The following is a 21,366-nucleotide window of genomic DNA, read 5'->3' on the forward strand; positions in this document are numbered from 1 at the left end:
TCGTCAAATAGCCCCACTATTATCCTCAGAAGCAGAAATTTTTATCCTCAATTTCTCGTAATCCTCGCTACGGGCGCTATTCTCGGTCAGGCTCCTGGCGTTGCCTGTGAAATAGGGAGAAGATATGACGGTTGGCATTATTATGGGCTCCAGATCTGACTGGCCCACCATGGCGCATGCTGCTGACATGCTTGATGACCTTGGGGTCGATTATGAAACAAAAGTCGTCTCAGCACATCGTACACCACAATTACTGGCCCAATACGCTTGCGGAGCAGCGGCTCGTGGAATAAAAGTGATTATTGCCGGTGCCGGTGGAGCCGCTCATCTGCCAGGCATGGTTGCTGCTTATACCAGCTTGCCGGTTCTGGGTGTGCCAGTGAAATCCAGGGCATTAAACGGTCTGGACTCCCTGCTTTCTATTTGTCAGATGCCAAAAGGCGTTGCCGTGGGCACCCTCGCCATTGGCGAAGCCGGCGCGGCCAATGCCGGGTTGCTGGCGGCACAAATTCTGGGGTGTCAGCAGCCTGAGCTACAAAGCAGAATTGATGCATTTCGCCAGGCACAAACAGAAAGCGTGCTGGTAAACCCTAACCCGGCAGAATAAACAATACCATGAAGATAGTAGTGTTAGGCGCGGGTCAGCTTGCCCGGATGATGAGCCTGGCCGGGGCACCGTTAGATTTAAATGTGGTGGCCTACGATGTTCGCTCAGCGCGAATGGTTCATCCATTAACCCAAGAGGTTTTCCCCTGGGATCTGGCGCAGGCGATAGAAAAAGCTGATGTGATTACCGCGGAGTTTGAGCATATTCCTGACCCGGTTCTTGAGGCATGTTCACCTTCGGGTAAATTCTGTCCGGGAACAACAGCCATCAAGACCGGCGGTGATCGCCGTTTGGAAAAAACGCTCCTCGATAAACTGGCCATTCCCTGTGCGCCTTATCAGTTGATCACCGCCCAGGAGCATTTGAATCAAGGGATTAACCAGCTAGGGCTGCCCCTGGTGATTAAAACCTGTCAGGCAGGTTATGATGGCAAAGGCCAGTGGCGACTCACCGCTGATAGTGATCGTGATCAGCTCTGGTCGCAGATGCAGGCATTCCTTGCTTCAGGCTCTGTGGATACACCCCGCACAATTATTGCCGAGAAGATGATACCTTTTCAGCGGGAAGTGTCTGTTATTGGCGCCCGTGACCGTTCGGGGAAAGTGGCTATTTATCCGGTGACGGAAAATCATCATACCAACGGTGTGCTCACACTATCCATTGCCAAAAAAGAGGCCAAAAAAGAGGCTGTTGACATTCAGGCGCAGGCGGAAGCCGCGTTTTTCAAACTGACCAGCGCTATGGATTATGTGGGCGTGTTGGCCATTGAGTTTTTTGACGTGCAGGGCAAATTGATGGTGAATGAAATTGCTCCGCGTGTTCACAATTCAGGTCACTGGACACAACAAGGCACCTTGTGCAGTCAGTTTGAAAATCATTTACGCGCTGTCGCAGGACTCCCTTTAGGGACTACCAGGATGCTCGGACCCAGTGCCATGGTGAATGTACTTGGTGAGACTTTCATACCGACTGGTGTGCTGATGACGCCTGGCGTTACCAGTCACTGGTATGGTAAAGCCTGTCGCCCTGGGCGAAAAATGGGACACATTAACATTGTGGCTGAAAACGAAAAGGCCCTGGGTGAAAAGCTGATAGCCATAGCCCAATACTTGCCTGAGGAAAGTTACCCTGGGGTTGCACGCCACGGTCAGTATTTGGTTGAAGGGGTGTGATAGCCTCGGTAATACATCGGCCTGCTATACCAACAGTTTGTCACTCCTGCAAAGCAGAAACCCACCACGACAGCGGGTTTCAGCTTTCGCGCAAAATACGACGATGGTGCTAGAAGTCTGTCGGACTTATGCTTTCGAGCATAAAATTCTGGCCGCACTTTCTCGCACTTTCTCGCACTTTCTCGCACTTTCTCCCACTTTCTGGATTTTAGGCCGAAATTGTCTTAAGTTCGACAGGCTCCTAGTCTGTTTTGCTGTTCATATACTTCGATGCCAGCCAGACAAGCACTAACACAGGAACACCCAGTAAAGCCGTCATAATAAAAAACTGAGGGTAGCCAATACTGTCCACGGCCACGCCCGAGAATCCGGCCAGGAACTTGGGAAAGAGCAGCATCATGGAGCTGAACAGCGCGTACTGGGTGGCTGAATAGTTAACATTTGTCAGACTCGACAGCCAGGCAATAAAGGCAGAGGTTGCAATTCCCCCTGACAGGTTATCAAGGGAAATGACAGCGGTTAGCCAGAGAATATCATGGCCCGCATAGGTCATTGCAGCAAACAGCAGGTTAGTCAATGCTGAAAGTAGCGCCCCCGCAAACAGCATCCGCATAATACCAAAGCGTGTCGCCAACACACCACCAAGACCTGCGCCGGCCAGTGTCATAATGACACCGTAAACCTTGGAGACAGCCGCGACTTCCTGTTTAGTAAAACCAAGGTCTACGTAAAAAGGGTTGGCCATGATACCCAGGACAATATCGGATATTCGGTAGGTGCCAATCAAGACGAGTAATAGCAGCGCCTGCCACCGATAACGCAGAATAAAATCGGCAAAAGGACAAATCAGCGAACCATAAATCCAACCGGCTAATTTCACCACGGGCGTGGGTAAGTGCGCATTGTTGGCCATCCAGTTAATGGCGCGCTGTTCAAGCACCGGAGGAGCTGTGGGTTTTGCCGGTTCGGAGATGATCAAGGTGGTGACAATACCGATGCCCATTAATGCCGCCATGGTGAGATAGGCGACCATCCATGCCTGTGGCACATAGCCTGTCTGGTCGCCAGCAGCGAAGCCCGCAACAACCAAAGCACCGGCACCGGCAACAATCATGGCAATACGATAGCCTGTCATATAGGTTGCGGCTAATGCGGCCTGTAACTTCTGCTCAGCGGTGTCGATACGGTAGGCGTCAATGACAATATCCTGAGTGGCTGAGCAGAAGGCTACCAATACTGCCAGTAGCGCCATACGTTCCAGGTTTTGCGCGGGGTCAGTAAATGCCATGCCGACAAGCCCGGTAACAATACCGGCCTGGCTTAAAAGTAGCCACGAACGACGACGTCCAAGCAGTGGGCGTAAAATAGGCAGGGGTAATTTATCCACCAGTGGTGACCAAATCCATTTGATACTGTAGGCAAGGCCAATCCAGCTGAAAAAACCAATAGTGGCTCGGCTAACATCCGCCTCTCGCAGCCAGAAAGAAAGGCTGGAAAATAACAACATCAATGGCAGGCCGGCAGAAAAACCAAGAAAAAGAAGAACAATGGCTTTTGGATGGCGATAAACTTCTAATGCCTGCCATCCAGTTTTTATGTGCTGTGAAAACATGATTATTGCTAGTGCCCGGGTTGTTTATATTTGAACTGGCTGGCAAAGGATAAGGGTATTAACGCTGTAAAGGAAGCCTGAAAGTTTCAAAAGTATCGATTCTGAATTCGGCAACTGACCGCTTTTAACAGTAATCAAATTCTTTAACTGTGCTTTACGCTAGTTAGCCCGGATATTTCATAAACATGCTCCTGGCCTTGCTTGCTCCTTGCGGCTCTAAGGGAGTTTTGCTCAGTCGACCGTGCTCCCCGGTACGGCGCTCCTTCGCAAAATCCCTTAGAGCCGCAAGGTTCCGCGCAATTCTCAGGGCAGTTTATGAAATATCCGGGTTAGAAAAGACGACGGGTATAACTTGCTGGGAGCCTTGTTCCCCATGGGAAAAACGCTATTGAACTGCTGAACTCAGGTTGACAGTCTCTTTAATATGAAACATAAATTCTCTGCAGTCGGCACCATTTCGGATGCTCAACTTTAGCAACACCTTAACAATCGTACGCCATTGCATTATATTGAGTGAACAGACGTGTTATTTCGAGTTTTACTGACTTCTGTTTTCCATCCCAGCAAAAAAATCACGAATACCAGAGACTATGGGCTTCTTCCCTTCCTACTTTTTCTGCTCTTTTTGAGCTGGCATAACGGGGTTATCATGCGTCAGAACATCGCATTTTTATCACACGACCAGAACATCAGCGGTCACCTTTATTGTCCTGAAAAATTCAAAGCTCCCCTGCCTGTTGTTATTCTTTGTCATACCTTTTGTGGCGTCAAAGACTGGCTACTCCCCTCGTATGCAATATTCTTCGCACAGAACGGTTATGCTGCGCTTACTTTCGACTATCGAGGCTTTGGCCAAAGTCAGGGTGAATCTGGCAGATTTAATACCGAACGACAGGTTGAGGATATACTGGCGGCTATAGATTATATAAAATGCCTCGACTTTATTGATGCTGATCGTATTGCTTTGTGGGGGTCTTTTTTTGGTGGTGCAAATGCGATTGTCGCCGCTGCCTGTGATAAACGAGTAAAGTGCCTTATTGCACAACTGCCTTTTGCTGATGGCTCACAGCTACTGACTCATACTCTCACTGAAGCTGATGAGCGTCGTTTTTATCAAACACTGGCCAGAATGCAGAACAAAAAAGTGACTACCGGGCGTGAAATGGTAGTGCCTATTTCAAAGGTACTGACGGATTCAGCTTCTGCTGATTTTTACAAGGAGCACCGGGAGCAGTTTCCGTCCTTGGGCATTAAAATTCCCTACCTCTCTACTGCTGAGATTCTGTCGTTAAAACCTGAGCAGTACATAAAAGATATCACTGCGCCCATCTTGCTGGTGGGAGCAGAACACGACGCTGTCAACCCGGCAGGGGCAATAAAGCGATTGTATGATCTAGCACAAGAGCCGAAGAAGCTCCATACTGAGACAGGTGCCGCCCATTATGAAATGTATTCTGGCAAATGTTTTTTGCGCTGTGCAAAGCAGCAGCAGGCCTGGTTAGATCAGTACTGTTAACAGGTGAGAGCACAATGGTTGTTGTGTCTAATGGTGTTTTTGTGCCTTACTGATTAATGCAGCGGAACAACTATCCTGGCGCAGTGGGCTATCCCTGTTGCTGAGAACTTGGTTTCTATTCTGAGCGACAAGTTTCAGGCGCTTTTCAAAAGAGAGCGATGGTTGTTGATACGTTGAGAAATAGCTAGCCCGGATATTTCATAAACCTAAATTAATCAGTTGAAATCAGCACCTTTGTTAAAGTCCATACGAGCGTAGGTTTATAACCATTTTGTACGCTCACCCAAAAGGGGTGTTATAAAAATGCTCAAGCCTAACTGTCACAAGGAATAGAAGGAATTTACAAAATTCAACTGCGGAATTTAGGATAAACATGCTCCTGGCCTTGCTTGCTCCTTGCGGCTCTCAGGGAGTTTATGAAATATTCGGGCTAGGAGCCTGTCGGACTTAAGACAATTTCGGCCTGAAATTCAGAAAGTGTGAGAAAGTGTGAGAAAGTGTGAGAAAGTGTGAGAAAGTGCGAGAAAGTGCGAGAAAGTGCGGCCAGAATTTCCGATGAATTTGCTTAAATAGGTCAACTCTTCACACAAATCCATCGAAAAATCTGACTCGCCCTACTGAATTTTATGCTCGAAAGCATAAGTCCGACAGGCTCCTAGCAAAAGACAGACAGCCGCCATCATTTTGCAGGATCTTTCGATTCTCGAACTCTTTCCCCTAAAGATATTGCTGCAAAAGGCGAAAATATCATTGTTTCTCATAGCTTATACAAGAAGCCTGTCGGACTTAAGACAATTTCGGCCTAAAATCCAGAAAGTGCGGCCAGAATTTTATGCTCGAAAGCATAAGTCCGACAGGCTCCAAGAAAACGGCTTTAAAAAATGCCTGAAATCAATAAGAAAATAATTCCTCCCCCATCGACCGGTTCCTCAAAAGCTCAGGAAAAAACAAGCAAGCCTGCCGGTTTATTTCGTGGTTTACATGTGACCGGGCTATCAGACCCCCTTGAGAAAACCTATATGCCCCGTGTCCGCTCTCAAAGGGAGACTGGCTCTCAACCGGAGAAACGAATAAGCGCTCGAGACGCGTCTAAGCATGATGCAAACCAGGGTACTAAAGTGCTCAAGCCAGTGTGCCCATCAGGGGTTAAACCGCTGAATCAGAGAACGGTTTCTGCGTTTAAAGCAGAGCATAGCTTGCGTGAAGCGCCAAACATAACCTACATTCCTCGCGGCCCCTGTCAACAGCAGAGCGGTTCTAAACCGGCAAGATCAATAGGCAGTCGAAAAGCTTCAACGCATAAAACACCCCAGCCTGTTGTTGAACCCAATCCGGCGCTACCCGTTACGAAAACTGAGGAGCGGTTATTCAACAAAGTAACGCGCAGTGCTAAACCTCTCTTGCCAACGCGCCCGGCAGGGTTTAAGTCGCTCGATCAAAGAACGGTTACTGCTTCTGAAGGAAAGGGTAGTTTGCACCGCGTTCGAAACGGGAGAATAACAAAGCAACGAAAATCGCCAAAATCTTTACTGCAAAGAAAAGTGAAGAAACTGACGCATATGAACCGACCGTATACGTTAAAAGTAGCCGGAAAAGACATACGTGGGTTTAATGAAACGCTCGATAGCAATGATCCCGTTATTCTCAACTATATGTCCAAAGGGAAAGTGGAGAACCTCAATGGAAAAGCGATCAACCCTGAAGGTGATGGAAATGTGGTATGCAGGCACTTGGCCTATGCATTTGCAACGGGGCAAATTGGAGAAAAAGAAGCAGGCAAATTTTCAACCGTGAGTACCGTTGCCAGGATCATTTATAATCCCCGGATTTTGAATGATCGCCAGTTGCGAGAAGTGCAGTTTGAACGAGTCCACAGTGAAGGATGCTATTTTGCTGAAAAAAATTTGGGCAAAGCTATTCAAGCTATGGTCAGGAAGCAGATAAAAGACGATTGCAGTACAAAAGGTTATATTATACATACAACTACTCACGCATTGGCATTAAAAATAGAGTTGACTCAGGGGGATGAAATCAGGTTGGCTTTTTACGATCCTAATGACACGCTCAGAGTTAACCGGACAATCGCTTCATCAATAGATGCTTTAGATAGTTTGTCTCTTAGGGAGTTGGTAGCTGATGATGGGCGCTTTAATCAGTATTACTCTCCCGAGAGCGAGTTTTCCACTGTTATTTTTAGTATAGAAGCCAAACCAGAAGGAAAGGAGGCTAGTGTTGAAATCATAGATCCTGTGAATGCCAGGATGATATACCATTTAACTGAGAGTGGGCATTTACCCCATCCAACTGCCAGAAAAAAACTGAAGCAGATGCTCAATGTCAAGAACCTGGCTGATGAAGAGGCAATAATCAAGGCTATTTATTGTGCTATCCATTATAAGCAATCTGAATCAGCAACTGTTTTACTTGAAGCAATTTTGGAATCCAGCCTTGATGAAGACGTCAAAGTTCGTTTGTTAGAAAGAAAACACTACATCTCTTCTATTGAATTGGCTATATCACGAGCGGATTACCAATTCATTACCTACTATATTCAATTGGTGGCTAATAGTAAATTGAGTGACAGTAGCAAGAAAAAATTGTTGGGAGTAAGTCGAGTTATCAATTATGATTTGGATAAATTTTCAGATGAGGGTCTGAAAATAGCAGGTGTTGTAGTCAAAGCGATTCTGGATTCTAACCTTGATGAAGGTTTCAAAATTCGCTTGTTAAAACCAGAAAAACACAGGTCTATTTTGGAGGCGGGGTTATCAGAAGCTAATCCGAAATTCGTTGAAAATTATGTTCAATTAGTGGCTGGCAGCAAGATAAGCGACATAAGTAAGATAAATCTGTTACAAGTAAGTCAAACTATCGAGTATGGTTTGGATAATATTTCAACTGATGAGGGTCTGAAAATAACAGGCGTTGTAGTCAAAGCGATCCTGGATTCTAACCTTGATGAAGATGTCAAAATTCGCTTGTTAAAACCAGAAAAACACAGGTCTATTTTGGAGGCAGGGTTATCAAAAGCTAATCCGAAATTCGTTGAAAATTATATTCAATTAGTGGCTGGTAGCAAGATAAGCGACAGAAGTAAGATAAAATTGTTGCAAGCAAGTCAAGCTATCGACTATGGTTTGGGTAATATTTCAATTGATGAACGTCTCAAATTAACAGGCGCTGTAGTAAAAGCGATCCTGAATTCTAACCTTGATGAAGATGTCAAAATTCGCTTGTTAAAACCAGAAAAACAGAGGTCTATTTTGGAGGCGGGGTTATCAGAAGCTAATCCGAAATTCGTTGAAAATTATGTTCAATTAGTGGCTGGCAGCAAGCTGAGCAAGCGTAATAAGAGAGAGGTGTTGTACAGTGACAGGCTGAAAAATAATGAAGCGCTGAAGCAAATCGTCAACGAAGACAGAAGAGCGCCGCAGGTCATTACCGCCTATGGAAAAGCAATTAAAAACAGCCATCTTGACTTCATATCGAAGCGGTTTTTATTATTAAAGCTTTTTTTGAGGCTGTAATTCAGAGACTGTAATTAAAATTGTGTAAACGCTTGTCGTTAAAACGCCAAAGAATGAATTCAATATCACATGTTTTTATTATTACTTCTGAATATAAACCAGCGTCCCTTCATGAACCAGATTATAAAGCGCCAGCACATCAGCATTTCTCATACGTACACAGCCTTCTGAGGCCGGGTGGCCAATCAATCCTTCTTCACTGGTTCCATGGATATAAATGTGTCGCTCAAAAGAATCAATACCTTTACCTTTATTCAGCCCTGGCTCCAAACCTTCAAGGGATAGGATGCGCGTGGTAATCAAATCTTCAGGTATATCTGTTTTATCTTTATGGATAGTGGCAATTTGGTGAATATATTTTCTTCCTTTAAAAATACCGCCTATAGGAACACCGTCTCCAATTTTATATTTGATCCTGTGTTTACCGAGCGGCGTTTTATGGCTTCCGCTTTTATTGCCAATACCATGGTAAGCTGTCGAAACGTCGAAGGACCGGATAATCTTGCCTTTGTTCATTAAAAAAAGTTTTTGTTTTGAAATATTGACCACGATGAAAGGAGAGCGGTGATTCCCAGTCTTGTCCGTTTGCGCAGGCACTGCTTTCGGACCCAATTTCGGAACCAATTTCAGACCAAATTTTGAACCTGAGTCAGGAACCGAAAAGCATCCCGATAAAATGATTGCCATAAGTACACTGACAACGGACAGCCCTCTAATAAAAAACTGCTCATTGATCATGGTCATTCTATTTCTGGACATTTTTTTACTTTAATAAAGCACATCGGTAAGGCACAATCTAATTCTGCTTTATTCCGCAAGAGAGTTCTTGAGAATCCGCTTTGTTGTGAGCATGGTAGAACTTTCAGTATATTAACTTTATCAGGGAAATCAAGAATGGATCCAACCATGAGTCCTGTGATTGGTCATCGCGGTATAGCCAGTCTTACACCTGAAAATACCCTCGCTGGTATACAAAAAGCCGCTGATACAGGACTGCGCTGGATAGAAATGGACGTCACCTTGCTGGCAGACAGTACCCCCGTTATGTTTCATGATGCCCGACTTGAGCGAACTACCGGCAGCAAGGGTTACATTGATAAAATCAACACTGATCAGGCGCGAGCGTTAGACGCTGGTAGTTGGTTTTCCTCTGAATTCGCCGGGGAAAAGATTCCCTTGCTGAAAGATGCCCTGGCGTTGATTAAACAAACAGGAATGAGCCTGAATCTTGAACTCAAACCCAACCGTTGCAACCCGGTAGAGCTGGCAAGCCAGACACTGCAAACCATCAAAGATACGCAATTTCCAACGGATCAGCTATTAATTTCAAGTTTTTGTAACAAATCTCTGACGTATTACCGGCACAGGTGTGACCATTTACTGGGCTGCCTCTTTAAGAGCTTGCCTGGAAACTGGCAACGTCAGGCAGAAGCTCTGAAGGCGATCAGTATTCATGTGAATGCCAAGACTCTGAGGGAACAACAAGCCCGGCTGATAAAAGCTGAGGGCTATGAACTCTACTGTTACACTGTTAATGACCATGGCCAGGCTTTGATACTCAGACAGTGGGGTGTCGACGGCTGTTTTTCTGACGTACCCCAGGCATTGTTATGAAGCGTCAGACGCCCTGTAAAGCGCAAAAGCAAAAACAATGCCCCATAAACATTGAGTGTTTCATCGGAAGTTTATGAGGCAGTGGTTATCGCTTTTTGATGTCACTGTTACGGGGGAGTCAAAATGTGTTATTCGCCACCACCGGCGATTCCACAGGGCGGCGGTACGCACTGACCAGAACAAAAGCTAACAAGCTCAATAATAACGTTGGCACAATGGCATTCACACCGGCCATATCAGGCTTGATAACGGTCAGTGTTATATAGCTGCCGCCACCGGTGAGCATAGAGGCAAACGCGCCTCCTGCCGTTGCTTTTTTCCAATATAACCCCAGCACCAGCGGCCAGAGAAAAATAGCCTGCATTCCACCAAAGGCCATCAGATGCAGCCAAATCAGCATTTCAGGCGGATTAACCGCGGCAATAAAGAGTAGACATACCAGAATACCTGTCACCCAGAGGGATAATCCGGGCAAGCGACTTTCCACCTTTTTACCACGGGTTTCTGGTGACACCAGGAAGTTGAAATACAAATCTTTCAGTAAGGTTGCCGATGCCTGAATCAGCTGAGAGTCAATCGTCGACATAATCGCCGCCATTGGGCCTGCTAAAAACAAACCGGCGACAGCAGGAGGCAGTACTGTTGTCATCAACGCTGGAATCACATGGTCAGGGCTATCAAGCTCAGGGATCAGCACCCGCCCGAGGGTACCAGCGAGATGCATGCCCAGTGTCAGGAAGGCGATCACCACAGTACTAATGATTATTCCACGGTGTAGCGATTTTGTGGATTTGTAGGACATGCAACGAACGGCAACATGGGGAAGACCTACTACGCCAAAACAAACCAATACCCAGAAGCTGAGCATAACAGGTTGTGATAAAAAATTTTCCGGGCCGTAAGGGCTAACCAGTGCGGGGTCTATCTCGTACAGGTCTTTTATCATTGCGCCAAGGCCGCCGCCTGCGTATATCACACCGGCCAGGAGCGCTATGGTTCCCAGAATCATCATAATACCCTGAAGGGCATCAGTCATAACCACGGCCCTGAAGCCTCCGATTGTCGTGTAGACACCCACGGTAACAGCAAAAAATGCCAGGCTTTGCGTGTAACTCAGACCCGTCACAGCTTCTAATAAGCGAGCTCCACCGACAAATTGAACAACCATTGTTCCAAAAAAAGCCAGCAGTAGTGAAATGGATGCCAGAATCACCACTGGCCGGTTTTTATAACGTGCATACAACATATCGTTAAGCGTTAATGCGTTATTGCGTCTGGCCTCGATGGCAAATTTTTTGCCCAATACCCCAAGCGTCAGCCAGGCAACCGGCAACTGGATCATGGCCAGCAGTACCCAGCCGAGTCCCATTTTATAGGCGGCTCCCGGACCACCAATAAAGGAGCTGGCGCTGGCGTATGTGGCCGCGAGCGTCATGGCCAGGACAAAACCACCGATACTACGTCCGCCGATTAAATATTCGCTTAACCCACCGTTTTGGCTGGCGCTTCGTTTCCGAGCAACAAATGCCAGGGCAAAAACCCCCGCTAAATACAACACAAGGGGAATCAATAACTCAATGTTCATCAGTATCCCCCTGATAAGCGACATCCGCGTCGAGGGGCATATCTTTGAACACACAGCGAACCATCACGGCACAGAGCGCAATAAACAAACAAGGCCCCACAATGCAGGACAGGAAAAACCAAAGGGGCAGACCCAGCACCAGAGATAGCGACTCAAAGCGCTCCTGGCCTGATGCCAGCCCATAGGCTGACAGATACCACCAGAGGAAGTAAAACAGGGTTAGTCCAATTGCCCAGCGCGCTTCGCGGTGTGCCTGAGAGTAACGTGAGCAAAGTGTTTTCATACGGCAATATTCATCATTAAAGAAAGGCGTTTTTGTGGTTGTAGTGACAATAATTAGCGCAAAGATCTATCAGGTCTTGCGACACTGAACTATCGCGATAAAGGTAAATTAAGTCAGATAGGCTGTCAGGTACCATTTATTGATGCTTCGTCTACTTCCCGCAAATACCTGAAGAGCTTTCGGGAAGTGGCTGGTGGCTTATTCTGTTCCGCGTCTTTTTTGGCATTTCTGACTAATTGGCGAATATGCTGGTGATCTGCGTTGGGGTGTTTGGTCAGATAATCCGTCAGGGCAGTTTGCCCCTCTTCGATCAGGCGGTCGCGCCAACGCTCCAGTTGATGAAAGTGTCGGTTGTAGTCTTCACTGGTGCTGTCGAGTATGGCAAACAGCTTTTCGATGGGTTCAATATCCTGCTCCTGCATGAGTTTGCCAATAAAACCCAGGTGTCGCTTACGGGCATTGTGACTTTTAATCCGTTTGCTTTCGTCCAGGGCATCGCGCAGGCGCTCGCGCAGGGGCAGCTTGTCCAGCAGAGAAGGCTTCATTTCCATCAGACGGGCACCCATGGCTTTCAGGGCATGAAGATCCCGTTTGATTTCCGATTTGCTGACATAGATGATTTCATCGTCTTCAGGGTGTTCCAGAGGTAACTTGTCAGATGACATGCAGCGCCTATTGCGTAAATTGGGTAAAAAAAGGACAAAGGAGGTTGCCTATTATAATCCCTTTACCAGAGTGTTCATATGTCTTTGTCAGGTGCAATCTGTTGCCAGTGTCGGCACAATAGCCAGGGAGCCTGTCGGACTTAAGACAATGTCGGCCTAAAATCCAGAAAGCGCGAGAAAGCGCGGCCAGAATTTTATGCTCGAAAGCATAAGTCCGACAGGCTCCAAGAATATGTCAAATAAGGAACGGGTGGCTTTATGGGTGAAAAATCAAAGACATCGTTTAACCCTCAGGCGGAAGAAACCCGTCTGAAGACCTTGGTCAGTGACATCCTGGCTGAAGCGAAAAAACAAGGCGCCGATGCCTGTGAGGTGGGTGCCAGTCTGGATGAAGGCCTCTCGGCCAGTGTGCGAATGGGAGAAGTGGAAACCGTTGAGTTCAATTTGGATCAGGGGTTTGGCATTACCGTTTATCAAGGGATACGTAAAGGTTCTGCCAGCACCTCAGACAGCTCTAAAGGCGCCATTGTTGATACCGTAAAAGCTGCCTGTAACATTGCCCGTTATGCGTCGGAAGATCCCTGCGCTGGCCTGGCAGATGCCGATCAAATGGCTACCGAGCTACCAGAGCTTGATCTTTATCATCCCTGGGGAATTGAACCCAATGATGCCGTTGCCCTGGCCAGTGACTGCGAAAGGGCAGGGCGGGACGCCAGTGATAAAATCATTAACTCTGACGGTGCCAGTGTTTCTTCCCACCAGGGCTGTCGCGTTTACGGCAACAGCCATGGCTTTATCGGCAGCTCTGTTTCCACCCGCCATAGCTTAAGTGTCGTCCTGATCGGCCAACAGCACGAAGAAATGCAGCGGGATTACTGGTATACCGTTGCCAGAAATGCCAGTGATATGGAGCCCGCCGTTGAGGTCGGCAGAAAGGCTGCCCAACGCACAGTCAACCGATTGGGCGGACAGCAAGTAGAAACGGGCCGGGTACCTGTCCTTTTTGCCGCGGAAGTGGCCTCTGGGCTGGTCTCACATTTGCTGGGGGCGATCAGCGGGAGCAGTTTGTATCGTCAGTCATCCTTCCTGCTTGATCACCTCGGACAACAGATCTTCCCTGACTGGTTGCGGATCCACGAGCAACCTCAACTCAAGCAGGCACTGGGCTCTGCCAGCTTCGATAACGATGGCCTGGCGACACGGGCTAAAGACTTTGTTTCAGCCGGCGTGTTGCAACGTTATATTCTCAGCACTTACTCCGCCAGAAAGCTGGGTATGGAAAGCACGGCTAATGCTGGTGGCGTCAACAATCTGTTTGTCAGCGATAATGGGGGAGACCAGTCTGCCTTGCTTAAACAAATGGGGACAGGACTGTTTGTCACAGAGCTCATGGGGCAGGGTGTCAACATTGTTACAGGGGACTATTCCAGGGGCGCTGGCGGTTTCTGGGTAGAAAATGGCGTTATTACTCACCCCGTTTCTGAGGTCACAATTGCCGGGAATCTCAAAGATATGTACCGAAATATTGTTGCTGTGGGCAATGATGTTGATCACAGGGGCAATATACTGACGGGATCAATTCTGGTTGAAGAGATGGCGCTGGCTGGAAGCTAATCTTTTGATTGCACTTTCTTTGCTGGCTTTGCTGATTGATTCAGAGACTGGCAAGGAAGTGTCAACCATAAAATAGCGTTGCCAGGCCAAGAAAAGAGAAAAATCCCACCACATCAGAAATCGTCGTCAGTATAATCGTTCCCGCCAGTGCCGGGTCAATATTAATGGATTTCAAAAAGACCGGCAGCGCGGCGCCAGTTAATACGGCAACAGTCAGGTTAATCACCATGGCGCAGCCAATCACCAGTGAAATAACCGGGTCATGGAACCAGAACCAGGCAATGGCTGATACCAGTGCTGCCCAGACAATACCATTCATAAAGCCGGCAGCCAGCTCCCGGCTGAGCAGCCATCTCAGGTTGGTCGTACTGATCTGACCCAGCGCCATCCCCCGTATGACCAAAGTGAGCGCCTGCCCACCGGCATTGCCGCCCATCCCTGCCACAATGGGCATCAACACAGCAAGGGCAACCACTTTGTCAATGGTTTGTTGAAACAAGCCAATGACTGACGCGGCAATAAACGCTGTTACCAGATTAATACCTAACCACACGGCACGGCGTCTTGCCGTTTTAAAGGGCGCCGCAAATGTATCCTCATCGTCATCGAGGCCGGCCATACTCATCATGGAGTGCTCTGCTTCCTCACGGATAACATCCACCACATCATCAATGGTGATACGGCCAAGAAGCTGTCTGTCTGGCCCTACCACCGGCGCTGAGACCAGATCCTGACGCTCGAACAGCTGGGCGACCTGTCTTGTCGGCGTATCGGCTTCAATGGCTTCAAGGTCTGTCAGCATCACCTCTTTGATCGTTGCGGAAGGCTCCGTAGTCAGCAATAAAGTCAGTGGCAAACGTCCAATATATCGATCCTGACGGTTCACCACCAGCAGACTGTCTGTCATCTCAGGAATTGCTTCATGCCGACGTAAATAGCGCAGGACGACATCTACAGTATTACTGGGGCGGATGGTAATCGTGTCCGTGTTCATCAAACCGCCCGCCGAGTCCTCAGGGTAAGAGAGAACAGCCTCCACCCGTTGGCGATCCTGGCTATTCATGGACTCCAGTACTTTTCGTGTAATAGCGTCGGGCAACTGCTGGAGCAGGTCAGCAATATCATCAACATCGAGCCCTTCGGTGATGGCACGGAGCTCCGCTATATTCATCTGGTCGAGAAAGAATTGCCGCACTTCATCACCTAGCTCCTGAAGGACATCACCTTCGAGTTCGCGGTCAATCAAACGCCAGAGCAGGCTTCTCAATTTGGGGGGAGACGATTCAAGCAGGTGGGCAGTATCAGCCGGAGGCAAGCTGTTCAGCATGACTCGCAGCTCAAGGGATACGCCGTGTTCAAGGGCATCGTTCAGCCGTTGAAGCGCCTTCTCGCCAATGCTGAGTTGTAGTTGCTGGGCCATGACAGGTTACCTGAGCCTGGTAGCGGAAAAATAAACAGTTCTTACCAACACATTATCGGCGGTCATGGGTAAATATGTGACGGCTCTTTCAGGTTCTGATGTCAACAGAACCCAGGAGCCTGTTAACCAGTAAACAGAGGCATGACGAATCTGTATTCTCGAAACATAACAGGATAAATAGCGAGGCTTCCCCTATCATAGTCTGCATAACAGGGCCAGTAGCCAGTGGCCAGGATGACCGGGAGAAAACAGAAATGTCCCCAGGCAACGGCCCTGAAAAGCCGGTTTTGTCGGTTACGTGGCGGATTATTTGCGTCTCAGGATTTTCGCGGCGCACAGCGTGTCAGGGCCTTTTCTCAACAGAACCTGAGACTGCCTGTTAGAAAAAAGTTTGGTATAAAACGGAAGAGGACTCAAGTAGTGATGACAATAGATGCTTTTCGCTTGTTACCGGGTGAGGATTTGTATAAGGCACTGCAAGGGAGGGCAAAGCAGTGGCAGGCGGCTTTTGTGCTGTCATGTGTCGGGAGCTTGAGGCAGGCTTCTATTCGGTTTGCGGACCAACCCGAAGCAACACCTGTCGAGGGGCCATTGGAAATTCTCACCCTCTCTGGTACCTGTTGTCCCGATGGTTTGCACCTGCATATCTCAGTGGCTGATTGCCAGGGTCATGTGACAGGCGGTCATCTTAAGGCAGGCAGTATTGTCTATACCACAGCGGAACTGGTCATCGGTACATTAAGTGACAAGCGGTTCAAGCGGCAGCGAGATAGCAAAACCGGTTGGCCTGAACTGGTTGTTGAAGATTTGTAGTCTTTCAGGTCTGACAGTTGCGGATTATAACATTCGTACCAGTTTCCAGAGAGAGGATGGTTTTGGGATGATTTTTACCGGGGGCTGTGTGCATAATGTTCCACTGGTACTATTTTTAAGTGTCCTGGGTTGTAAATGTCTGATGTGGAAATATACACGAATAAAAAAAGAAATAACGCAGGCTGCCATTGCTGCAACGGGATTTCTAGTTATGGTTGTAATCAGCGGTTGTTCAACACCGCTTGTAAAAGGTGTCACGGAGCCTGCGGTGAATTCAACACGTGTGATTAAAAGTCCAGCTGATAACCGGGAATATAAGTTTGTTACGTTGCCTTCCGGCTTGCGGGCATTGCTGATATCAGACCCAAAAACAGACAAGAGCGCGGCAGCGGTGGATGTGGGTGTGGGCAGCTTTCATGATCCTGATGACAGGCTTGGGCTGGCTCACTTTCTTGAGCATATGCTGTTTATGGGGAGTAAAAAATACCCTGAGGTTGATGGCTACTTTCAATATATCCGTGCGAACGGTGGCAGTGCCAATGCCTACACGGCAGATATGCGAACCAATTATTTTTTTGACATCAACAGTGACAAACTGCGCCCGGCACTGGATCGTTTAGCCCAATTCTTTGTCTCCCCGACACTGGATCCGAAGTATGTCGATCGTGAGCGCCATGCGGTAGATTCGGAGTACAGGCTGCATACTCGTGAGGACAGCTGGCGTCTGTCCATGGCATTGAATGCTATTTCTAACCCTCAGCACCCAAAAAGCCGTTTCTTCATTGGTAGTCTTGATACGTTGAGTAACGATGATCATAAGTCGTTGTGGCAAGATTTAAAAACGTTTTACGACAAGTACTATGCTGCTGATAATATTCGTGTGGTTCTATACGGCCGGGAAAGTACCGAAACACTGGAACAATGGGTAAAAGACGCTTTTAAGGGCGTGCCCGCGCATCCTTCAGCAGATACTCATATTGGTATTAGGCCTTATACCAGCAATGAACTCGGGGTGCGCATCAACCTTAAACCTCTGAAGGAAACACGTGTACTGTCGCTGAACTTTCCCCTGAAAAGCACACAACCCTATTACCAGAAAAAGCCCCTGGGCTATCTGGCACGACTAATAGGCTATGAAGGAAAAGGCAGTCTGCACAGTTTATTAAAGGCCAGGGGGTACATTAATTCCCTGGGTGCTTACAGTAACGATGTGCCGAATGAATATGCGGAGTTTATTGTTCGCATGGAGCTGACGCCTGAGGGGCTTGAGCATGTTGATACCATTACAACGACGGTGTTTGATTATCTGAACCTGATTCGTAAAGAAGGCATTCAAGAGCGGTTGTACGCAGAAAACAAGGCCATTGCTGATTTGGGCTTCCGCTATCAGGAAGAACGGAGTCCACAGCAGACAGTATCGGCCCTGGCGGCAAGAATGGGCTTTCTGCCTGCTGCCCATATCCTCAATGCCAATTACCTCTACAGTGAGTTTGACCCGGCACTGATTCGTCAGTTTCTGGATCAGTTCACGCCTGCCAATTTAAGGCAGGTGGTGATTGCGCCGGGTGTCAGCACCGATAAGGTTGAGCCTTATTTTCAAACGCACTATAGTGTTCGGCCTTTAAGCAAAACACTGGTCAACCGTCTTGACCAACCTCAGTTTCATACCGGGCTGAGCATCCCGGAGCCTAACACGTTCATTGCCCGTGACTTCAAGCTTCGGACCAGTGACCGGTCACTGACGCCCGCGCATATCATCAATAAGCCGGGTATTAATGTGTGGAGCCTGACAGACAGCAGCTTTACTATTCCCAGAGCTACGGTGAGGGTGAAGATTTCGACCTCTGAGGCATCGGCCAAACCATCGGATATTGCCAATTTACAGGTATATCGCGCACTGCTTTCCCGAAGTCTGAATGAGTACGGCTACCCTGCCAGGGAAGCGGGTTTGTATTATGGTATCTCTGCCGGGCGTGAAGGGTTGATGCTGAGTTTGTCCGGCTATCAGGATAAGCAGTCTGTATTGCTTGAGCAGTTATTAAAGGGGATAACAGGCTTCAACCCTGAGAAAGCAGCCTTTGAACAGGAAAAGGCACAGTTGGTGCGGGGGCTGAAAAATAAGGCCTTTCAACCCCCCTATCGCCTGGCTATGGATGCGGTGAATCAGGTGATTTACCCCAATTATCCCAGTGACGCGGTGTTGCTCAACGCAGCTGAGTCGGTGACTTTTGAGGACTTAAAGCGGTTTGCCCATGATTTTTACCAGCACATCAATGTTGAGATGCTGGTGCATGGAAATCACAGTGAAACAGCAGTAAAAAAACTGGCAGGCCAGGTTGAGCAGGCACTGCTAACACCTGCTAACCGAAGCCAGCGTTATGATGAACCCTATCATTTGCTGGCAGATCAGCAGCGTACCCTGGAGCTGGATATTCGTCATAATGACTCCGTGTTTGTGGCGTATTTCCAGCGGCCTGAAACGGATAGTGTCACGCGTGCCCATTATGCGCTGCTGGGCAGATTACTGGCAACGCCGTTTTTCAATTCCCTGAGAACTGAGCAACAACTGGGGTATGTGGTCCATGCCAGTGCCAGGCCAGTAGAGAAACATCCCGGAATTGTGTTTGTTGTTCAATCGCCAAGGGCAGACTCTGTGGAAATTGAGCGGCATGTGGATACGTTTTTGAAAGAGCGGGTCAAGCGCTTTGAACAGCTGACTGACGCCGAGTTGGCGGGTTACCGGGAGGGGCTGGTGGGCGCTTTGCTGAAGCGGGATTCTAACCTTGACGAAAGGGGGGCACGTTTCTGGCAGTCTATTGATAGTCAGGAGCCTTTTGATAACCGTGAACAGATTGCCAAGGCGGTCAATAATACGACTGTGGCCGATATGCGGCGTGCATTGGCAACGCTGGTAAAGGGTCGGGGGCGATTGATTGTGCGCTCGTTTGGTGGGGGGCATCAGCAAGCAAAGGCAAATGCGGCAGACGACGTGAATGTGTGCCGGGATGTGGCGTGCTTTGATGACCTGCCAAGGGGCTGAGAAGTAGTTTTACACGTTTGGATAAAGTAAGAACCAAGAGAAACGGCGGATAACAACGCCATGTTCACAAGCAATAGCCCGCTATTTAACGAGAAAAGTCAGCTTTTTAGGTTCATTGATTCCAGGGGCAGTAGCAGCACGGTTTTAAAATGTCATGGCAGGTGATGTTGTTGTAGGGCTATAAGCGCTAGTGCTGTTAAGCGCTAATACCCATACAGTCGTCATTCCCGTGAAGGCGGGAATCTACCAGAAAATGGACTCCCGCCTTCGCGGGAGTGACCAAAGTGATGGTTGTATGTATATTAACGCTTGTTTGCGCTAGTGTTTCTCTCTTATGTCTGCGCATCTTTAGGGAACAGCGCTATAATCCCCGGTGATTCTATAGTGGAGAGCCTGTTATGACATCTGAAGACGCGTTTAGACGCCTCCAGTGGCACAGTCGTCGCGGTATGTTGGAGTTGGATGTGTTGTTGCTGCCTTTTACCAATAACTGTTTCAAGGCGCTGCCTGAAGAAGCCCAAAAAGTCTATACGCGCCTGCTGGCCTGTGAAGACCCAGACCTGTTTCGCTGGTTTATGACCAGCGAGCGGCCTGAGAACCCCGGACTTTCGGCCATGGTGGATACTGTGCTTGCCAGTAGTGGTAAGGTTGATGCGGTTTGAGGCCGCAGTAAAACCATCCCGCCTGTACCGCATGTTGTGTATCGGTGTATACAGTGCTGCGGTAGGAGCGCTGTGGGTTTCAGATATTTCCTTTTGGTTGTTTTGTTTGAGCGCTATTTTACTGGCTCTTGCGGGTTTTCACCTCTGTCAGTCAGGGGTTGAAAAAAAGGTCAATGGGATACGTATCAATGCTGGTGTATGGGCAATCAGTATTGATGGGCGTTGGTTCTTTGCAACAAGAACAAAAAGGGTGTTTCTGTCACAGTATTTCTTAGTCATCCCCTTAACAGTCAATTTTGAAGAAAAAACAAAAAAATATTCTGTCATTCTTTTTCGGGATAGCTTATGTAATAAGGCCTGGAGACAGCTCCGAATTTTTTTGAGGCTGACACTGGGCGACACGAAAAAAAACTGAACGCTCGGATCAGCGGCGCAGTTTGGGCGTGTCATTCAGCTGAAGGCTCTCCATTTAGCTGAAGGCTCTCATGACTCACGGGTACCCGATTAACTAACGTCAGTTCGATGCTCTCAAACCACACCATAGGGGTTCCCTTGGCTAGCTGTCCAGGAGCCTGTCGGACTTATGCTTTCGATATCCCTTTGCACTGACAAACGCCGGTATCATTGCCGGCTGTTTTATTTTTTTACTGGCATGGCAACGTTCAGACTTTCTCCATCGGAGAACTGAAAAGTGACGTTGACTTCTGATGCGGGTATCAATGGCTGTTTTAACCCCATCAGCATGACATGGTAGCCACCAGGCTCCAGTTTGACTGGCGTGCCTGATGGTAAATCGAGGGAAGCGACCTCATGCATTTTCATGATATCGCCTTCCATCTTATGACCGTGCAGCTCAGCTTTTGCTGCTACATCTGGGGCCACAGAGACGGCTATCAGCTGAATATCCGATGTTTTGTTATTGACCAGCGTGATATAGCCTGCTGTCGACGTATTGTTGGCAATGGTTTCTTTTACATAAGGGTCGGTGTACGTCACTTCACCTTGTTCTGACTTTTGGCAGCCGGATAACAGCAGTCCCGCCATTAAACCAGCACCCCCGATTAAATGCGCTTTCATTGTTATAGTGATCCTTATTGCTCTTTTTATTATCGCAGCTTGTGACTTGAAGGCTGCTGCTTAAAATTAACGGTAATTTGTTGTTCCAGTGACCAGCCTTTGTTGTTTCAATGACCAGTCTTGCCTGTCAGGCTATGTTTATATGGATACTGTTCAAGC

17 protein-coding genes are annotated in these 21,366 nt (G+C 48.0%); 10 read left to right on the forward strand and 7 right to left on the reverse strand.

All coding sequences use genetic code 11. The features are described from left to right. Positions 1–124: 124 nt before the first annotated feature. Both purE and V4C51_RS09410 read left to right on the forward strand, forming a co-directional pair. A complete protein-coding gene (purE, locus tag V4C51_RS09405; protein ID WP_330925900.1) occupies positions 125–607 on the forward strand; it encodes a 5-(carboxyamino)imidazole ribonucleotide mutase in 483 nt (160 codons plus the stop codon). 8 nt (positions 608–615) lie between these two features. Next, positions 616–1,779, forward strand: coding sequence for a 5-(carboxyamino)imidazole ribonucleotide synthase (locus V4C51_RS09410; protein ID WP_330925901.1), 1,164 nt, complete (start codon positions 616–618; stop codon positions 1,777–1,779). A 241-nt stretch (positions 1,780–2,020) separates the two neighbouring features. Here V4C51_RS09410 and V4C51_RS09415 read toward each other — a convergent pair whose 3' ends face one another. Further along, positions 2,021–3,391 carry an AmpG family muropeptide MFS transporter gene (locus tag V4C51_RS09415; RefSeq protein WP_330925902.1) on the reverse strand — a complete coding sequence of 457 codons (1,371 nt, stop codon included), beginning with the start codon at positions 3,389–3,391 and terminating at the stop codon, positions 2,021–2,023. Between the two features lie 649 nt (positions 3,392–4,040). Between V4C51_RS09415 and V4C51_RS09420 the strand changes: the two genes are divergently transcribed. Together V4C51_RS09420 and V4C51_RS09425 are read left to right on the forward strand one after the other, a co-directional pair. Continuing rightward, the gene (locus tag V4C51_RS09420) at positions 4,041–4,907 is read left to right on the forward strand and encodes an alpha/beta hydrolase (protein WP_330925903.1); all 867 of its coding nucleotides are present in this window, start codon (positions 4,041–4,043) and stop codon (positions 4,905–4,907) included. A gap of 881 nt (positions 4,908–5,788) precedes the next feature. Continuing rightward, entirely contained in the window at positions 5,789–8,434 is a 2,646-nt protein-coding gene (locus V4C51_RS09425) for a ShET2/EspL2 family type III secretion system effector toxin (RefSeq protein WP_330925904.1), read from the forward strand. Between the two features lie 81 nt (positions 8,435–8,515). Here V4C51_RS09425 and V4C51_RS09430 read toward each other — a convergent pair whose 3' ends face one another. Further along, positions 8,516–9,178, reverse strand: a complete 663-nt coding sequence (locus V4C51_RS09430; protein WP_330925905.1) for a L,D-transpeptidase — start codon at positions 9,176–9,178, stop codon at positions 8,516–8,518. A gap of 150 nt (positions 9,179–9,328) precedes the next feature. Here V4C51_RS09430 and V4C51_RS09435 point away from each other — a divergent pair, with 150 nt between their 5' ends. Next, positions 9,329–10,048, forward strand: coding sequence for a glycerophosphodiester phosphodiesterase family protein (locus tag V4C51_RS09435; protein ID WP_330925906.1), 720 nt, complete (start codon positions 9,329–9,331; stop codon positions 10,046–10,048). A 118-nt stretch (positions 10,049–10,166) separates the two neighbouring features. Here V4C51_RS09435 and panF read toward each other — a convergent pair whose 3' ends face one another. From panF to yjgA, 3 genes are all read right to left on the reverse strand, one after another. Then, positions 10,167–11,633, reverse strand: coding sequence for a sodium/pantothenate symporter (gene panF / locus V4C51_RS09440; RefSeq protein ID WP_330925907.1), 1,467 nt, complete (start codon positions 11,631–11,633; stop codon positions 10,167–10,169). Further along, on the reverse strand, positions 11,623–11,916 hold the full coding sequence (locus V4C51_RS09445) for a YhdT family protein (protein ID WP_330925908.1): 294 nt from the start codon (positions 11,914–11,916) through the stop codon (positions 11,623–11,625). Before V4C51_RS09445 ends, panF begins: the two co-directional genes overlap by 11 nt. Positions 11,917–12,041: 125 nt before the next feature. Further along, positions 12,042–12,581, reverse strand: coding sequence for a ribosome biogenesis factor YjgA (gene yjgA / locus V4C51_RS09450; protein WP_330925909.1), 540 nt, complete (start codon positions 12,579–12,581; stop codon positions 12,042–12,044). 258 nt (positions 12,582–12,839) lie between these two features. Between yjgA and pmbA the strand changes: the two genes are divergently transcribed. Continuing rightward, positions 12,840–14,195 carry a metalloprotease PmbA gene (pmbA, locus tag V4C51_RS09455; protein ID WP_330925910.1) on the forward strand — a complete coding sequence of 452 codons (1,356 nt, stop codon included), beginning with the start codon at positions 12,840–12,842 and terminating at the stop codon, positions 14,193–14,195. A 61-nt stretch (positions 14,196–14,256) separates the two neighbouring features. Here the strand turns inward: pmbA and mgtE are convergent, their stop codons facing one another. Further along, positions 14,257–15,615: a magnesium transporter gene (gene mgtE, locus V4C51_RS09460; protein WP_330925911.1), complete on the reverse strand. Its 1,359-nt coding sequence runs from the start codon at positions 15,613–15,615 to the stop codon at positions 14,257–14,259. Positions 15,616–16,038: 423 nt separating this feature from the next. On the opposite strand from mgtE, the gene V4C51_RS09465 reads away from it, so the two are divergent. The 4 genes from V4C51_RS09465 (at position 16,039) to V4C51_RS09480 (ending at position 20,545) form a co-directional block, all read left to right on the forward strand. Continuing rightward, positions 16,039–16,428: a PPC domain-containing DNA-binding protein gene (locus tag V4C51_RS09465; RefSeq protein WP_330925927.1), complete on the forward strand. Its 390-nt coding sequence runs from the start codon at positions 16,039–16,041 to the stop codon at positions 16,426–16,428. 211 nt (positions 16,429–16,639) lie between these two features. Beyond that, positions 16,640–19,468: an insulinase family protein gene (locus V4C51_RS09470; protein WP_330925912.1), complete on the forward strand. Its 2,829-nt coding sequence runs from the start codon at positions 16,640–16,642 to the stop codon at positions 19,466–19,468. A 398-nt stretch (positions 19,469–19,866) separates the two neighbouring features. Further along, positions 19,867–20,130, forward strand: coding sequence for an FAD assembly factor SdhE (locus tag V4C51_RS09475; protein WP_330925913.1), 264 nt, complete (start codon positions 19,867–19,869; stop codon positions 20,128–20,130). Then, positions 20,120–20,545: a protein YgfX gene (locus tag V4C51_RS09480; RefSeq protein WP_330925914.1), complete on the forward strand. Its 426-nt coding sequence runs from the start codon at positions 20,120–20,122 to the stop codon at positions 20,543–20,545. Before V4C51_RS09475 ends, V4C51_RS09480 begins: the two co-directional genes overlap by 11 nt. A gap of 221 nt (positions 20,546–20,766) precedes the next feature. Here the strand turns inward: V4C51_RS09480 and V4C51_RS09485 are convergent, their stop codons facing one another. Beyond that, the gene (locus V4C51_RS09485) at positions 20,767–21,207 is read right to left on the reverse strand and encodes a copper chaperone PCu(A)C (RefSeq protein ID WP_330925915.1); all 441 of its coding nucleotides are present in this window, start codon (positions 21,205–21,207) and stop codon (positions 20,767–20,769) included. Positions 21,208–21,366 lie beyond the last annotated feature (159 nt).

The sequence above is a fragment of the Candidatus Sororendozoicomonas aggregata genome, assembly GCF_031528575.1.
Classification (GTDB): domain Bacteria; phylum Pseudomonadota; class Gammaproteobacteria; order Pseudomonadales; family Endozoicomonadaceae; genus Endonucleibacter; species Endonucleibacter aggregata.

Bases quoted from the DNA above. Each gene is read 5' to 3' on its own strand.
- V4C51_RS09480 (WP_330925914.1), top strand. From the start codon at position 20,120: ATGCGGTTTGAGGCCGCAGTAAAACCATCCCGCCTGTACCGCATGTTG.
- V4C51_RS09435 (WP_330925906.1), top strand. From the start codon at position 9,329: ATGGATCCAACCATGAGTCCTGTGATTGGTCATCGCGGTATAGCCAGT.
- purE (WP_330925900.1), top strand. From the start codon at position 125: ATGACGGTTGGCATTATTATGGGCTCCAGATCTGACTGGCCCACCATG.
- yjgA (WP_330925909.1), bottom strand. From the start codon at position 12,581: ATGTCATCTGACAAGTTACCTCTGGAACACCCTGAAGACGATGAAATC.
- V4C51_RS09475 (WP_330925913.1), top strand. From the start codon at position 19,867: ATGACATCTGAAGACGCGTTTAGACGCCTCCAGTGGCACAGTCGTCGC.
- panF (WP_330925907.1), bottom strand. From the start codon at position 11,633: ATGAACATTGAGTTATTGATTCCCCTTGTGTTGTATTTAGCGGGGGTT.
- V4C51_RS09465 (WP_330925927.1), top strand. From the start codon at position 16,039: ATGACAATAGATGCTTTTCGCTTGTTACCGGGTGAGGATTTGTATAAG.
- V4C51_RS09485 (WP_330925915.1), bottom strand. From the start codon at position 21,207: ATGAAAGCGCATTTAATCGGGGGTGCTGGTTTAATGGCGGGACTGCTG.
- V4C51_RS09445 (WP_330925908.1), bottom strand. From the start codon at position 11,916: ATGAAAACACTTTGCTCACGTTACTCTCAGGCACACCGCGAAGCGCGC.
- V4C51_RS09415 (WP_330925902.1), bottom strand. From the start codon at position 3,391: ATGTTTTCACAGCACATAAAAACTGGATGGCAGGCATTAGAAGTTTAT.
- mgtE (WP_330925911.1), bottom strand. From the start codon at position 15,615: ATGGCCCAGCAACTACAACTCAGCATTGGCGAGAAGGCGCTTCAACGG.
- V4C51_RS09470 (WP_330925912.1), top strand. From the start codon at position 16,640: ATGGTTGTAATCAGCGGTTGTTCAACACCGCTTGTAAAAGGTGTCACG.
- V4C51_RS09410 (WP_330925901.1), top strand. From the start codon at position 616: ATGAAGATAGTAGTGTTAGGCGCGGGTCAGCTTGCCCGGATGATGAGC.
- V4C51_RS09420 (WP_330925903.1), top strand. From the start codon at position 4,041: ATGCGTCAGAACATCGCATTTTTATCACACGACCAGAACATCAGCGGT.
- V4C51_RS09425 (WP_330925904.1), top strand. From the start codon at position 5,789: ATGCCTGAAATCAATAAGAAAATAATTCCTCCCCCATCGACCGGTTCC.
- V4C51_RS09430 (WP_330925905.1), bottom strand. From the start codon at position 9,178: ATGACCATGATCAATGAGCAGTTTTTTATTAGAGGGCTGTCCGTTGTC.
- pmbA (WP_330925910.1), top strand. From the start codon at position 12,840: ATGGGTGAAAAATCAAAGACATCGTTTAACCCTCAGGCGGAAGAAACC.